Annotated in this window: 15 protein-coding genes; 12 read left to right on the top strand and 3 right to left on the bottom strand. The window is 61.0% G+C overall.

Annotated elements, in window-relative coordinates; genetic code table 11:
• The 9 genes from ACIQ3Q_RS18175 to ACIQ3Q_RS18135 all read left to right on the top strand — a co-directional run.
• Positions 1 to 1,741, top strand: a 1,741-nt coding sequence (locus tag ACIQ3Q_RS18175; RefSeq protein ID WP_396270594.1) for a type VI secretion system Vgr family protein, incomplete at its 5' end; no start/stop codon positions are given.
• Positions 1,742 to 1,757: 16 nt separating this feature from the next.
• A complete protein-coding gene (locus ACIQ3Q_RS18170) occupies positions 1,758 to 2,528 on the top strand; it encodes a DUF4123 domain-containing protein (RefSeq protein WP_396270593.1) in 771 nt (256 codons plus the stop codon).
• Positions 2,529 to 2,539: 11 nt separating this feature from the next.
• Positions 2,540 to 3,097 carry a DUF3304 domain-containing protein gene (locus ACIQ3Q_RS18165; protein WP_396270592.1) on the top strand — a complete coding sequence of 186 codons (558 nt, stop codon included), beginning with the start codon at positions 2,540 to 2,542 and terminating at the stop codon, positions 3,095 to 3,097.
• A complete protein-coding gene (locus ACIQ3Q_RS18160; protein ID WP_396270591.1) occupies positions 3,094 to 3,867 on the top strand; it encodes a hypothetical protein in 774 nt (257 codons plus the stop codon). The genes ACIQ3Q_RS18165 and ACIQ3Q_RS18160 overlap by 4 nt, the downstream gene beginning before the upstream one ends.
• A complete protein-coding gene (locus ACIQ3Q_RS18155) occupies positions 3,795 to 4,934 on the top strand; it encodes a T6SS phospholipase effector Tle1-like catalytic domain-containing protein (protein WP_396270590.1) in 1,140 nt (379 codons plus the stop codon). The genes ACIQ3Q_RS18160 and ACIQ3Q_RS18155 overlap by 73 nt, the downstream gene beginning before the upstream one ends.
• 50 nt (positions 4,935 to 4,984) lie before the next feature.
• A complete protein-coding gene (locus ACIQ3Q_RS18150; protein ID WP_396270589.1) occupies positions 4,985 to 5,578 on the top strand; it encodes a DUF3304 domain-containing protein in 594 nt (197 codons plus the stop codon).
• An 89-nt stretch (positions 5,579 to 5,667) separates the two neighbouring features.
• A complete protein-coding gene (locus ACIQ3Q_RS18145) occupies positions 5,668 to 5,811 on the top strand; it encodes a hypothetical protein (protein ID WP_396270588.1) in 144 nt (47 codons plus the stop codon).
• Positions 5,808 to 7,109, top strand: coding sequence for a T6SS immunity protein Tli4 family protein (locus tag ACIQ3Q_RS18140; protein WP_396270587.1), 1,302 nt, complete (start codon positions 5,808 to 5,810; stop codon positions 7,107 to 7,109). Before ACIQ3Q_RS18145 ends, ACIQ3Q_RS18140 begins: the two co-directional genes overlap by 4 nt.
• 195 nt (positions 7,110 to 7,304) lie before the next feature.
• Positions 7,305 to 8,354: a T6SS immunity protein Tli4 family protein gene (locus tag ACIQ3Q_RS18135; protein ID WP_396270586.1), complete on the top strand. Its 1,050-nt coding sequence runs from the start codon at positions 7,305 to 7,307 to the stop codon at positions 8,352 to 8,354.
• Positions 8,355 to 8,363: 9 nt separating this feature from the next.
• On the opposite strand, the gene ACIQ3Q_RS18130 is transcribed toward ACIQ3Q_RS18135, so the two are convergent.
• The gene (locus ACIQ3Q_RS18130; RefSeq protein WP_396270585.1) at positions 8,364 to 9,269 is read right to left on the bottom strand and encodes a LysR family transcriptional regulator; all 906 of its coding nucleotides are present in this window, start codon (positions 9,267 to 9,269) and stop codon (positions 8,364 to 8,366) included.
• Positions 9,270 to 9,472: 203 nt separating this feature from the next.
• Here ACIQ3Q_RS18130 and ycaC point away from each other — a divergent pair, with 203 nt between their 5' ends.
• The 3 genes from ycaC to ACIQ3Q_RS18115 all read left to right on the top strand — a co-directional run bounded on the left by ycaC (position 9,473) and on the right by ACIQ3Q_RS18115 (position 11,359).
• Complete coding sequence (gene ycaC, locus ACIQ3Q_RS18125) at positions 9,473 to 10,099, top strand: isochorismate family cysteine hydrolase YcaC (protein ID WP_396270584.1); 627 nt, start codon at positions 9,473 to 9,475, stop codon at positions 10,097 to 10,099.
• 64 nt (positions 10,100 to 10,163) lie between these two features.
• Positions 10,164 to 10,745 (top strand): antibiotic biosynthesis monooxygenase, encoded by a 582-nt coding sequence (locus ACIQ3Q_RS18120; protein ID WP_396270583.1) that lies wholly within the window; start codon positions 10,164 to 10,166, stop codon positions 10,743 to 10,745.
• Positions 10,746 to 10,759: 14 nt separating this feature from the next.
• Complete coding sequence (locus ACIQ3Q_RS18115) at positions 10,760 to 11,359, top strand: TMEM175 family protein (RefSeq protein WP_396270582.1); 600 nt, start codon at positions 10,760 to 10,762, stop codon at positions 11,357 to 11,359.
• Here the strand turns inward: ACIQ3Q_RS18115 and ACIQ3Q_RS18110 are convergent.
• Entirely contained in the window at positions 11,353 to 11,847 is a 495-nt protein-coding gene (locus ACIQ3Q_RS18110; protein ID WP_396270580.1) for a hypothetical protein, read from the bottom strand. The genes ACIQ3Q_RS18115 and ACIQ3Q_RS18110 overlap by 7 nt on opposite strands.
• A gap of 86 nt (positions 11,848 to 11,933) precedes the next feature.
• The gene (locus tag ACIQ3Q_RS18105; protein ID WP_396270579.1) at positions 11,934 to 12,980 is read right to left on the bottom strand and encodes a Stf0 family sulfotransferase; all 1,047 of its coding nucleotides are present in this window, start codon (positions 12,978 to 12,980) and stop codon (positions 11,934 to 11,936) included.
• Between the last annotated feature and the right edge of the window lie 11 nt (positions 12,981 to 12,991).

The raw sequence follows: 12,991 nt of genomic DNA, 5'->3' as shown, positions 1-12,991 counted from the left end.
CCAGTTGCCCCAATGGCTGCCCCCAGAGCTGCGCCAACAAGCCCACGAGCGTGGCTATGCCAACCAGTTTGAAGCCAGCCGCATCGCCATCCCCTGGCGGCCGCAGTTGCAAGACGGCAGCGGCGCGCGCCTCAACCCCCGCCACACCGGCCCCGGCCTGATGACCGCCACCGTGGTCGGCCCAGACGGCCACACCCAAGCCAGCGGGGCCGACGAGCTGCACATGGACGCCCTGGGGCGCGTGCGCATCCAGTTCCCCTTCCAGCGCCATGCCGCGCAAAGTGGGAGTGCCCTGCCCAACACCAGTGCCAGCAGCACCTGGGTGCGCGTGGCCCAAAGTGCCGCCGGGCCGGGCATGGGCACCCAGTTCATCCCCCGCATCGGCCAAGAGGTGATCGTCACCTTCTTGGACAACGACATCGACAGGCCCGTCATCACCGGCACGCTCTATAACGGCCAGGGTGAAGGAGGCAATGCACCCAGCCCGGGCGGAGTGAACCAGGACAGCGACACCACCGTCTTTGCCCACAGCAGCGACCACCAGCCCAGCGCCCAAGGCAACCTCATGGGCGCAGGCCACAGCCCCGCCTGGCATGGCGCGAGCCCCCACAGCCACACCGCAGGCGGGCAGGCCAACCCAGCGGCCCTGAGCGGCTTCAAGACCAAAGAGTTTGGCGGCCAAGGCTTTAACCAACTGGTGTTTGACGACACGCCCAGCCAACTCCGCACGCAGCTCGCCACCAGCCAACACGCCAGCCAGCTCAACCTGGGCCACTTGGTGCACCAGGCCGACAACCACCGAGGCAGCTTCCGAGGCCTGGGGTTTGAACTGCGCACCGACGCCTACGGCGCCATCCGCGCGGGCCAAGGCGTGCTGATCAGCAGCTACGGCCTGCCCGAGCAAGAACCCGCTGGCGACAACGTGGCCGGCCAAGCTCTGGCCAAACAGCTCCAAGCCCTGGGCCAAAGCTTCAGCCAAGCCGCAGCCACCCACCAAGCCGTGAAGCTGGCCGGGCACGAAGGCACAAGCGGCCAACACAAAAGCAGCCTCAGCCCAGAACACGCCCCCTTCAACGCCCTCTACACCGCCTTGAGCGGCCTGGTGGGCCAAAGCTGGGAGCAAGCCCAAGGCGACGCCGCCAGCATCAAAGGCGCCACCGACAAAGCCCAAGCGCTGCCCCACGCCACCGCCCCCGTCATCGCCATCAGCGCCCGCGCCGGGCTCATTCAAACCGCAGGCCAAGACCTCCACACCGCCGCCGCCGAGACACTCACCCTCGCCGCAGGCCAACACAGCAGCGCCGCAACAGGCGGGGCGCTACGTATCCACAGCGGCCAAGCCATCGGCATGCTGGGCGGCGCCATCAAGCCCGGCACCGAAGCCGCAGGCACAGGCCTCAGCCTCATCGCCGCCCAAGGCAACTTGAGCCTCCAAGCCCAAGCCAGCACCCTGCAAGTGGCCGCCAAAGGCCGCATCAACATCCAAAGCGCCAACAGCCACATCGACTGGGCAGCAGCCAAGAAGATCAGCCTCACAACAGCGGGCGGCGCCAACATCACCCTAGAGGGCGGCAACATCACGGTGCAGTGCCCAGGGACCATTACGGTGAAGGCGAGTGTGAGGAAGTTTGGGGGGCCGAGCCAAGTTCGCTACCCCTTGGACCCGATGACAAAGCACGACTTCTGCCTACCTTGCTTCTTCAGAGCTGCCATGAGCGGTGCTGCGTTGGTGCCTGTGTGATGGGAGACATTCGCTCATGACACACGATTACTTGCTGGCGGATGGCAGCATCTTGCATGGGTTGCCGCTCATGCAGCGGCTGATGGACCATCCGAGTGCTGTCGCGCTGTACGACACACAAGGGCCAGAAGCCAAGCTGATCGGTCCCTGGCTCGTCGAGGCCAGCGCGTTGCCAGAGTGGGCGAGCCTGCCGCCGCCGTTGAACCTTGGCTTGAGTTTGCTGAGTTCGGTGGGGACTGCGGCAGATGTGCTTGTGCATTTGCGCGGCCTAGCTACGGTGCAAACTGATGACGAGCAGCGTTTTTATCTGAGGTATGCGGACACACGCGTGCTGCAAGCCATGCAGATGGCTTGGCCAGAGTTTTTGTTGGCACGCGTGAAGGGGCCCTTGCTGAGCTGGCGATGGATGGATCGATTTGGCGAGCCCCAAGAGTTTGCAGATGGCCTTCGCGGTGTATCAGCCGAACTGCCGGTATTGAGCCTTCGACAATTTGAGGCGCTGATCAACGCAGGTGAGCCAGACCGCATGGCACAAATGCTGGGCGAACTGCGAGATGAGCGCATTCAGCCGCTTAACAATAATGCGCACTATCAGTGGATGAAGCAGGCGCTGAGCTGGTGCGATGCACAAGGCTTCGCGCATTGGACTAGCCGCAGGGCCGCCGCTTGCCAAACAATCCTGAGTGAGGGCCAAGTGCTTCAGGCGCAAGCCCTTGAGACATGGATACAGACTCTCTCCGTAGACGCAGACCCTACCGGCCCTCTGCCTCCCGTACACAAAGCATAAGCGTTGCAGCCATGACGATGACTCTTGCCCTTTGGCCCCAAACGCGCCGCTGGCTGGCTCTGATGGCGATAAGCCTACTGGTGCCCCTCAGTGCCTGTGACGCCAAGCCCGCCGAGGACGGCATAGGAACCACCATCACCGGCTTGGATCACTTGGCGGAGCATTTAAGTATCCAGAATTTTTGGGTGAATGGCACCAGCGGCCATCAGGCCGGCAAAGGTGGCAGCGAAGTTTGCTGTGTCTCCTTACCCAGGAAATGGCACCCAGGCTTGACCGTCAAAGTGCGCTGGGCCGTGACCAACTGGAAGCGCAAGGTGTTCAGCATGCATGAGCGTGTTGTGCCCGTTGATCGCTATGAAGAGGTTGGGCAGTTGTTCATTCATTTCTTGCCGGATGGCTCTGTGCGCGCGGTGTCCTCCATGTATGCGGCGTGGGGCACTGGCGGCTTTTACCCCGGTCCTTCATACGATACGGTGCTACGCAAGCAACCCTGGGAGGAGTACGACTTCAAGCCTGATGAGCCCTTGTTTGCCGAGGTGGAGGATGCAGCTAAGGACGAGACCCCATGAGTGAAGTCAGTGCATCACCACACCCCGGCAACACGGCTGATGTGACCGCGACGGTGCCCACCCTGCCTTGCCGGGCGGAGAAGTGCGAACTCAATATCCACATTGGGATTTTTTTTGATGGCACGGGCAATAACCAAGGCTGGGTCGAGAAGGCCGATGGGAACTGGCGCCAGGGCCTCGCCAACTGGTGGAGTGAAAGAAAGCCCAATACCCTGACCCAGTTGGAGCAGCGCAGCGACTCGAACGTGGCGCGCCTGTTTCGGTCATACCCTAATGATCCAGTAGGGGGGTATTTCCGGCTCTATGTACCCGGTGTGGGTACGCCCTTCCCTGAGTTGGGTGAGCCAGAACCGCGAGGCTCGGGGGCGGGATTTGGTGCCGGGGGTGATGGGCGCATCAACTACGGCATCTTGCACGTGCTCAACAGCATGTACCAAGCTATTTCCTTGGGCAACCGGCGCTTGATTTCCCCTGAGACGATCAAAGCCCTTTGCACTGAGGGCATGGTCGGAATCAACCCGCGCACCAATGAGCCTAACTTGAGCAAGCAGACGCAGGCGGCGCTCAAGCCTGTGGGCATGGATCGCAAAGGGGGCTTGCTGATGAGCCTGACCCATGTGAGCCACCGCGAACCTTCTTCAAAGCTCAGTTCGCGCAGCTTGCGACCAAGATTGCCTGCACCCCCAAACCGCAGTTGGTGGAGGTGTTCATTGATGTGTTTGGGTTTTCCCGAGGCGCCGCCCAGGCCCGGACGTTTTGCACCTGGCTAGATGCTTTTTTTCAAGGCGATAGGCTGGCAGGCGTGCGTGCGCATATCCGCTTTGTCGGGTTGTTTGACACAGTTTCGGCGGCAGGGGTTGGCGCCTCTGTGACCTCGTTCACCGACGGGCACCAAGGCTGGGGCGATGCGCCCTATATGCGCATACCGGCGCGTGTGCGGCATTGCGAGCATTACGCCGCCATGCATGAGAACCGTAGCGCGTTCCCGCTAGAAGATATTCGTCAAGAGGGCGTGATGCCCCCACGCACGCGGCAGTTCCGCTTCCCGGGCATGCACTCCAATGTCGGCGGGGGGTACTCACCGTTGGACCAGGGGCGAGGCCCAGGGCGACAAGATAGCGAGAAGTTGTCTCAGATCCCGCTCAATCGCATGTTTGAGGCGGCCGTTGCGGCCAAGGTGCCGTTGAACAAGAGGCTGGCGATAGAGCAAAGTCGTTGGGACTGCTACGCCATCGCCCCAAGCCTGCAAAAGGCCTACGACGAGTTCGTGTCGGCCAACGGCGCCGGCGGTCGGCGCATGAAGGACTGCTTGATGGACTACCTGACCTGGCGGATTCGGGTCCGAGATTACTTTGCACAACTCCCAGCCACGCTGCGCGCCAGCGAGAACGACCGTGCCGATTTGATTGGAGCGAATACAACTTTGATCAAAGACTATGCGGACGTTCAGGCCGCGGCCACGATTGATAAGCGATTGGCAGACGCAGAGAAGAAGCATTCCGCGATCAGTTCCAATCACGGAGAGATCGATTCACTTCGCAAAGAGAAAAAGCGGCTTCGGTCTGCCATGAGCAGTTTGTCCGCAACAGCCGCTGAAGTGGTTTCTCGTGCAAACGCATGGCGGCAATTGACGCTGGCGGAGCACACCCTGTTTGCTGAGTATTGCCATGACTCTTACGCAGGCTTCAAACCCTATGAGGCCCCACTCGCGGTGGGTGTTGACTTGCCCGGCACTTGGGAGCCCGAGGGCTACTTGCGCTACCGCGTGCGCTTCGAGGGCAACGACACTCGGCTGACCCAGATCCCGCCGCAAGACACCCAAACGATGGTGACGTAAGCCTGGCGCATTGCGTTGCCTGGATTTCGCGCCGGAAAGTAGAAACCTGAATGCACGATCGGCCGCATGCAGCCTTCAAGCTGCCCTCAGCCTTACTGGTGTGTCTGTGGTTCGGCGCATTCAGCGTGATGGCACCATCTCGGGCTGGCGCCCAAGTATCAAGATCTCAAGCGAGCCAGAACAGCAACCTAGCGCTTCCCATATCCGGTATCGACCATTTGCCAGACCACGTCAGTGTCCAGAACTTTTGGGTGAACGGGGTCTCTGGGCAGCAAGCAGGCAAGGGAGGAAGCCGGGTTTGTTGCGTCAACTTACCCAGGGTGTGGAGCCCTGGGATGAAGGTGTCCGTCCGATGGGGGGGCTTGAATTGGCGAGATGGCGAAACTGACCTCTATGAGGTCAAAGACGTTCCCGTTGACCCCTTCGAACCAACTGAGATATCCGCACTCTATGTGCACTTCCTGCCGGATGGTTCAGTAAGAGCCGTACCTTCTCGCGAAGTGCCAAGCAGCCCAATGTACTCAGGGCCTCGCGTTCGGATTCCAGCTAAAGAGCCCTGGGATGTCTACGGTGTAGGTAACGGGCCCACCAAGATTTGCCGCGATCACACGGTGGTCCCGATGCGCGCTTGTATCCGAGATTGAGTCAGGGCCCCCAGCCCGCATGCCCCCTTCACCTCAGTAGCAAATATCCGTCGTCTGCACAGGCACCGCGAGGTGTGCAAGGCTTCATCGTGGCTTTGCCCACCGAGTGGACCCGGGGCGAAGACAGTTTGTTCACCAAGTCGCATCTCGCCATCATTGCATTGAACGAGCAGTCAGCCACCCAACACGCCTTGGCAGAAAACAGCCCCGGCAAGAAGGAATCTTCAGCATGATCGCTCACCTATCCGCACAGCGATTCAGTTCAATGGGCTTGTCCCGCTGGCTTTGTGTGGGAGCCTTGGCTGGCCTTGCCGCATGCAGCCCCAGCGAGGCACAGCTTCAGCCGCGCGGCTCTTCACCACAAGACATTGCAGAGGCCTACCACCCCAACTACGTACCGACTGCGGCTGCGCGCAGCGAGTGCTTGGGGCGATTGGTGTTTGAGGTGGCACCTGCTTCCTCGTTTGAGTGGGGTTTGCCGCGCGAAGGGACCGATCATGAAATCCTGGGGTTCTCCCGCCTGCTTCGCGGTGACCAGGATGGCATTCAGCTGGGCAATGTGGCTGTGCTGGTGTTTGATCGTGCCAACCTTCGCTCAATTCAGGAGCTTCAGCGCATGCGAGGGGTCTACAAGAGCATCGCCATGCAAGACTTTGACGAAAACATCCGGCGAAAGCGCAGCCTAGCCCAGAGTCAAGCGGAGTTAATGGTCAGGCCCGACTATCGAGACGATCCAAGCCAGGTTGCCGGATTTAAGCAAGACATTGAGGACCTGGATAAGGAGGTCAAGGAACTGCTTGCCCGCAAGCAAAACCTCGACAAGGACTGGCACCCCACCGACTGGAGCCTGCCCGACAGCACGGGCTACATCGCTGGCCCCACGCTGTACGCGTTTCTGCTGCGCGGCGGCTATGCCTTTCAGTTCATGTCCACCGGCGGTGAAGGCGAGCCACCGTTCGAGCAACGTGTGGCGGCATTCAAAGATTTGCTCAGTCGTTTTGAGCCCCGCTCGCTCTACCAAGTGCCCAACAAGGCGGGCGTTTGCATCCCGCATGGCTTTATTGCGGATGATGGCAAAGGGCCCTTCAACGCCGATGTGTCGTTTCGCTATGCAGACAGCCCTGGCGTGATCTACACCTTGAGTACAGGCGTTGTGGGCGAGCGCAATTACGAGCCCAATGACCCGCTGATTGAAGCGACTGCGCGCGCCACGGTTTCTGCCGTGATTGGCAACAGCTACGGCCGAAAGCTCAAGGTGCTGGGGCCAAAGCCCGCCAAGATTGGTGCGCGAGGCGGCTTGTTGGGAGGCATCTCCACCGCAGAGGGCGCGCCGGGCTACAGCGTCTATGCAGGCGTGGGTGGCGTGCCTGGCTCACAGGTGTTGCCACACATCTCTCTGAACATGCGCAGCTTTGACAAGCAGACGGCGCCGGACGATGTGAAGGTCGACCCGCCACCCTTTGAGCAAAGCCTGCAGCGCTTTGAGCAGACCTTGAGCTCGGCGCGGACAAGACGCGCTGACACTCAGTGAATCGAAGCGGGCGGTGAGGGCGCTGCTGCAGCCCTCCGCCGCTTCACCTCAATAGCAAAGATACGTCGTCTGCACCGTCATCGACGCGCCTTCCCAGGCGCAGGCAACTTGCTCGTCAAATGTATTGGACTCAACCGGATGAGCACACGCATGACAAGAAGCACGCTAGGACGGTGGCTCCTTTGCCCACTACTGATGATTTTCAGCCTGCAGGCTTGCAGTTCGCAGTCTGAGTCGGCTGCCAAAAATTGGTCAACCGAATGTGTGGGACGCATGCAGTTCCAGCTGCCGGGATATGTCTATCCAGCAGCCACTTTTAACAGCAAGGTGAGCAGCTTCAGATTAGGCAGCGCAATCGAGAAGCCGACGTTTCCTGACGGAACACCGGCACATTTGGCAAACTCTTACCTCGTCAGCCACCCGCTCACTGCGGACGAGAAGAAGAGGTTCATCGAGTTCGCTCTGGCGGAAGGTACTGAGGTTACCGGTACTTCGCCAAGTGGAGAAAAAGTGTTTCGCTTCCGTCGCGGCTTCACTGAGTCAAGGACGTCAGATGGCGGTGTCATTCGGCGATACCCTGGCTCGATATGGGGAACGATCTTTGTTGGCGACAACTTGATCAGGTTTGGGCCAAGCATTGAGGTGGCAGAGCGGCTTCTTAAGGCCGTTCCCAGGCCTGTTTTTGACGTTCCCAAGGTGCCTGGGCTATGTATGCCATATGTTTTTGTGCCGGACGATGGTATGCCTAAGCGTAACTTGAGTATGAGTTACAGACTGAAGGACCATCCCGATATTCAAGTCACCCTCACCGATGCTTCGGCGTTCAAGCCTGAGCAACTTCTTTCTATGGGTGGCATGTCTGATGCTGAAGTCAAATTGCGCAACAAGAATGCCGAGCCTGAGTCGGAGATTGCTGGCTTTTGGCATCTTGCTTTGAATGAGGCCCGTAAGTACGAATCCCTATGGCTCTTGCCCACAACCACAAAGCCGGTGACCCTCGCCGGATATGAGGGGCGGCAATCCTTTGTGCGTTTGACGATGGATGATGGCTCGCAGAGCTATGGCTACTACGCGGTAGTGCGCGGGAACCCAAAAGCTGCTGAGGATGTGCCGGACATTCGTTTGCACGTTCTGCAAGACGTGCGGTTGGCGCAAGGCAGAACGCCTTTGAACCAAGACCAGTTCATTGAGATGGCTCAGGCCATTGCCAAGAGCGTTCAGCGTCGGCCTACTGTCGCCCAGTGATGCGGGCAGTTAGCCCTGCTCCAGCGCACCAAAGCGCTCCGCCAAGTGATCCAGCAGCGTGCGCACCGCCGGCAGCAAGCATCTGCGTGAGGGATACACGGCGTGGATGATCTGGCGTGGCGGCGCCCAGCTTGGCAGCAATGACACCAGCGCGCCGCTGGCCAGGTCTTCGCGCAGCATCAGCGTGGGCAGTTGCACGATGCCCACGCCCGCGCAGGCGGCGGTGCGCAGGGCCACCATGTCGCCGGTGACCATGCGGGGGCGGTGAGTCACGGTGGCTTCGGTGCCGTCCGGGCCGATCATGGTCCAGGCGTGTTCGCTGTGTGCGGGGCCGAGTGACAAGCTCGGAAAGGCCGCTAAATCTTCGGGGGCGTTGGGTTTGCCCACGGCGCCCAGCAGCTTGGGGCTGCCCACAATGCACTGGGGGCTGTCGGCCAGCACACGCAGAACCAGGTCGCTGTCGGGCAGTGGTGGAGGGCGCACGCGGATGGCGAGATCGACGCCATCGTTGACAGGCTCAACTTTGCGGTTAGTGGCTTCTAGCTGCAGCGACACCCGTGGATGTGCCGCTAGAAAGTCGGCCAGCATGGCGCCGACGTGTACGTGCAGCAAGGTGATGGGGCAGCTCATGCGTACCGTGCCAGCGGGCTCGGCGCGGGTGGCCTCTACGGCCTCGTGGGCAGCCTCGGCCTCGACCAGCATGGCGCGGCAATGGTCGTAAAAGACTTTGCCGACTTCTGTGACGGAGAAGTGCCGGGTCGATCGGTGCAGCAGGCGCGAGCCGAGGCGCTCTTCCAGCACCGCCAGGCGGCGGCTGAGTTTGGACTTGGGCACGCCCGTGGCCCGTTCCGCAGCCGCGAAGCCGCCGTGTTCGACAACCCGCGCGAAGTAATAGAGGTCGTTGAGGTCTTCCATAGCGCGGATTTTGGGCAGGTTGGCTGTTCTATGAATAGGACAGTGAGGCGCAATTTAGCCCACTTATCCGAGTGTCGTCCCGAATCTAAAGTGACTTCGTGCATGACGAACTGGACGACGACTTGGACTTGATCCGCCGGGTCGAAAGCCTTCACCGCCGCCGCTGCGGCCATTCCAACCCAAGGTCAAACCTGGAGAAGACCATGAGCAAGCCCTACGTCAAACTCGACAAAAACAACGCCGCCGTTCTGCTGGTGGACCACCAAGCGGGTCTGCTGTCGCTGGTGCGGGATATCGAGCCGGACAAGTTCAACAACAACGTGTTGGCATTGGCCGATGCAGCTAAGTTCTTTGGCCTGCCCACCATTCTCACCACCAGCTTCGAGACGGGCCCCAACGGGCCACTGATGCCGCAGATCAAGGCGATGTTCCCGGATGCGCCCTACATCGCGCGGCCTGGGCAGATCAATGCCTGGGACAACGAAGACTTCGTCAAGGCCGTCAAGGCCACGGGCAAGAAGCAACTCATCATCGCTGGCGTGGTGACTGAGGTGTGTGTGGCCTTCCCGGCGCTGGATGCCATTGAAGAAGGCTTTGAGGTGTTCGTCATCACCGACGCCTCAGGCACCTTCAACGAACTGACGCGCGACTCTGCCTGGAATCGCATGTCTGCGGCGGGTGTGCAGCTGATGACTTGGTTTGGTATGGCTTGCGAGTTGCATCGCGACTGGCGCAATGACGTGGAAGGCTTGGGCGCTTTGTGTGCCAACCACATCCCTGACTACAAGAACCTGATGACCAGCTACTTCGCACTCAAGGGCGGCAAGTAAGCCCCTTGGCGCGTCCGCCGCGCTGCGGGCGCGCCAAACGCCTTTCAACACGAGCAAGATTGCCATGACCCAGCCCGAACCCGCAGTGCCTGCCGCTGCCACTGCCACTGATGAAACCGTGACGGGCATCATCGTCCATCAGCCGCGCCGAGATGCATGGCACGACTACGAGCGTTGGTTGCTGGAGGTGAAGGAGGCGTGTCGGCGCTTTCCTGGCTACCTCTCGACAGATGTGATTCGCCCGGTGGGCGGCCACGCCACCTACACCGTGATCATCCGGTTTGCGGGTGTGGCGGCCTTGCAAGCGTGGATCGAGTCGGACGTGCGGCGGGAGTTTCTAGCGCGCGTGGAGCCTGTGTTGGAGAAAGCCGACCGTTATGTCATTCAGACAGGGCTGGACTTCTGGTTCACGTCGCCTTCGGGCAAGCCGCCTGTGCCCTGGAAGCAGTTTCTCATCACGCTCTCGGCCATCTTTCCGCTGACTGTGGTTGTGCCGTGGGCGCTGTCGGGGCTGTTGGCCCAACTGCAGGGGTTCAGCGGCATGCTGGCGGGCAAGCTGCTGGTGGCTGCATGCATTGTGTTTTTGATGGTCTACGTGATCATGCCGCGCTACACGCGCTGGGTGTCGCGTTGGCTGTTTCATTGAAGGGCAGTACGGCCATGAACTCAAGCCGATTGCAGGCGTTTAGCGATGGCGTGATCGCCATCATCATCACCATCTTGGTGTTCAACTTGAAGCCGCCAGAGTCAACGCACTGGGCCTCTCTCTCGCCCTTGCTGACGGAGTTCGCTGCCCATGTGTTGACCTTTCTCTACGTGGGCATCTATTGGAACAATCACCATCACTTGTGGCAGATCGCCAGCAGGGTCTCGGGGCGCTTGCTATGGGCCAACTCGCACCTGCTGTTTTGGCTGTCGCTGCTGCCACTGGCCAGTGCCTGGGTGGGCAAGTCGCCGGTCAGCGCGCACCCTGTGGCGTTCTATGGCTTGGTCTTGTTTTTGTCGAGCTTGGCTTGGCTGCTTTTGACAACCCTTGTGGCTGAAGAAGAAGTAGAGAACCAGGAGATCCAACACCTGTTCAAGGTGAACCTCAAGGCCAAGCTGTCACTGCTGGCTTACTTGCTGGGCATGGCGGCGGCGTTCACCGTACCGGCACTCAGCCTGAGCATCTACTTCTTGGTGGCCCTGGCCTGGTTCATGCCCGACAAGCGGGTTGAGGCCTATCTCAAGCCCCAACGCCCCCATGCGGCGGGTCAGTAGCAAAGATACGTCGTCTGCACCGTCATCGACGCGCCTTCCCAGGCGGTTGCGCCACCCAGAGACACACCGAACTGCACGGTTTGGCCGGCGGTGATGGGCATCAGGGCGGTGCGGGTCACGGTGGGCTGGTAGCCGGAGATGCCGTGGCTAGTCAGGAAGTGGCGCAGGATGCCGTCGTCACTGTCTACGCCGCTGCGGTTGGCCGCCACGCGCACAAAGGCAGTGGTGGAGCCAGCCAGGGGTGGGGTGGTGTCCAGCACTTGGATGCTGCTGGTGACTTGGCACAGCGCGTCTTGCTTGGCTTTGAAGGCGCGGGTGGCGTAGTAGTAGGTCTGCGCGGTGCTGATGTTGAACACGGCACCTACAGAGCCACTGTTTTTGATGGTGCCCGTGGTTTGCGCAATGGCCGGTGTGGTGGCTCCAAAGGCGACGCACAAGGCGGCGGCCAGCAGGGCCAGAGGGGTCGTGGTGTTTTTGTGTGTGCTCATGAGGGCTCCTCGTTGCGGTGTACTGGGTTGATGGATGGGGGAATCTGCTGAGTGATCTGCGCCCCAAAGGCTGTTGCAGGCAGGGGTCAGCGCGCTTGGGTTTCTTCCCGCAGGCGCTGAGCCATGGCTTGCATCGTGGGGGCGGCGGCTGAGAGCCGCGCGGGCAGGGTGCTGAAGTCCACGCGAGACAGGGCTGCGGTGCGGCCCAAGTAGCTGGCAGCCTCTTGCAGCGCGGTCAGTGGTTGGCTGGTGAAGTCTTCATAGCGGGCCGCCAGCACTGCGGTGGCCGGCAGGCGGGCCAGGGCTTCATTCAAGGCTTCGGTTTCTGCTTTGGCGCGCTGGTAGTGCTGGTGCAGGGCGGCTTGGTCGTAAGGCACTTGGGCAATGCGAGCTTGGTGTTGGCTGCGCACTTGGCCATGCACATGCCACAGGTCGGTGCGGCCCGCCACATATTTGGAGACGGCTTGTTCGGCCAAGTCCCGGCTGAGGTGGATGAACTTGAAGCCGCGTTCATGCAGGCAGGCCAGAGTGTCGGCGGCTTGGGCTTTGCCAACGGTGTCAAACAAAAACTCAGAGATCACTTTGGTGCCAAACAGGCCATCTATATGGCCGCAGGACAGCACTTCGTCAAACACCTGCTCGCGGGCCACGCTGGCTTGGCGCAGTACATGCACCAGCGGCGGGCGCAGGTGCTCTCGCGGTGCACCCAGGCCACCGGCTTGCAGCAGTTCGCAATAAAAGGTGCTGCCGGTGCGGGCGGTGCACACCACGGCAAAGTGCTGTTGGGGCGTGCCTTGGGGCTTGGCGCCCATCTCGCCCTTGCGCCCGTTGGGCGAGCAGGCCAAGCGGGGGATGACGTGGTGCAGCACGCCCAGCACGTCCATCTGTGGGTAGCGCTGCCGAGCGGTTTGCACCAGCGAGGCTTCGTGTAGCGGGTCGTAGATGAAGAGGCGCTTCTTGCCCTTGGGGATGTCGTCCAGCGTGGTGCCGCTGCTCCACGCGGCTTGGGGCGCCAGCGCTTGCAAGTGCTGCAGCACATCAGCCGGGGCCACGATGTGCGCGGCGGCTTTGCGGCTGGACAAGAACTGGTCCAGTTGGTAGTCGGCGGCGGCGGCAAAGAGAGTGACAGGCATCTTCAAACAAC

Origin of the sequence: Ideonella sp., from assembly GCF_044358605.1 — a bacterium.
Taxonomy (GTDB): Bacteria; Pseudomonadota; Gammaproteobacteria; order Burkholderiales; family Burkholderiaceae_C; genus Ideonella.
This window is presented reverse-complemented; position numbering and strand designations above follow the sequence as displayed.

Coding starts and splice junctions, on each gene's coding strand:
- ACIQ3Q_RS18170 (WP_396270593.1), top strand. CDS start 1,758: ATGACACACGATTACTTGCTGGCGGATGGCAGCATCTTGCATGGGTTG.
- ycaC (WP_396270584.1), top strand. CDS start 9,473: ATGAGCAAGCCCTACGTCAAACTCGACAAAAACAACGCCGCCGTTCTG.
- ACIQ3Q_RS18150 (WP_396270589.1), top strand. CDS start 4,985: ATGCACGATCGGCCGCATGCAGCCTTCAAGCTGCCCTCAGCCTTACTG.
- ACIQ3Q_RS18160 (WP_396270591.1), top strand. CDS start 3,094: ATGAGTGAAGTCAGTGCATCACCACACCCCGGCAACACGGCTGATGTG.
- ACIQ3Q_RS18115 (WP_396270582.1), top strand. CDS start 10,760: ATGAACTCAAGCCGATTGCAGGCGTTTAGCGATGGCGTGATCGCCATC.
- ACIQ3Q_RS18135 (WP_396270586.1), top strand. CDS start 7,305: ATGATTTTCAGCCTGCAGGCTTGCAGTTCGCAGTCTGAGTCGGCTGCC.
- ACIQ3Q_RS18120 (WP_396270583.1), top strand. CDS start 10,164: ATGACCCAGCCCGAACCCGCAGTGCCTGCCGCTGCCACTGCCACTGAT.
- ACIQ3Q_RS18165 (WP_396270592.1), top strand. CDS start 2,540: ATGACGATGACTCTTGCCCTTTGGCCCCAAACGCGCCGCTGGCTGGCT.
- ACIQ3Q_RS18130 (WP_396270585.1), bottom strand. CDS start 9,269: ATGGAAGACCTCAACGACCTCTATTACTTCGCGCGGGTTGTCGAACAC.
- ACIQ3Q_RS18110 (WP_396270580.1), bottom strand. CDS start 11,847: ATGAGCACACACAAAAACACCACGACCCCTCTGGCCCTGCTGGCCGCC.
- ACIQ3Q_RS18105 (WP_396270579.1), bottom strand. CDS start 12,980: ATGCCTGTCACTCTCTTTGCCGCCGCCGCCGACTACCAACTGGACCAG.
- ACIQ3Q_RS18140 (WP_396270587.1), top strand. CDS start 5,808: ATGATCGCTCACCTATCCGCACAGCGATTCAGTTCAATGGGCTTGTCC.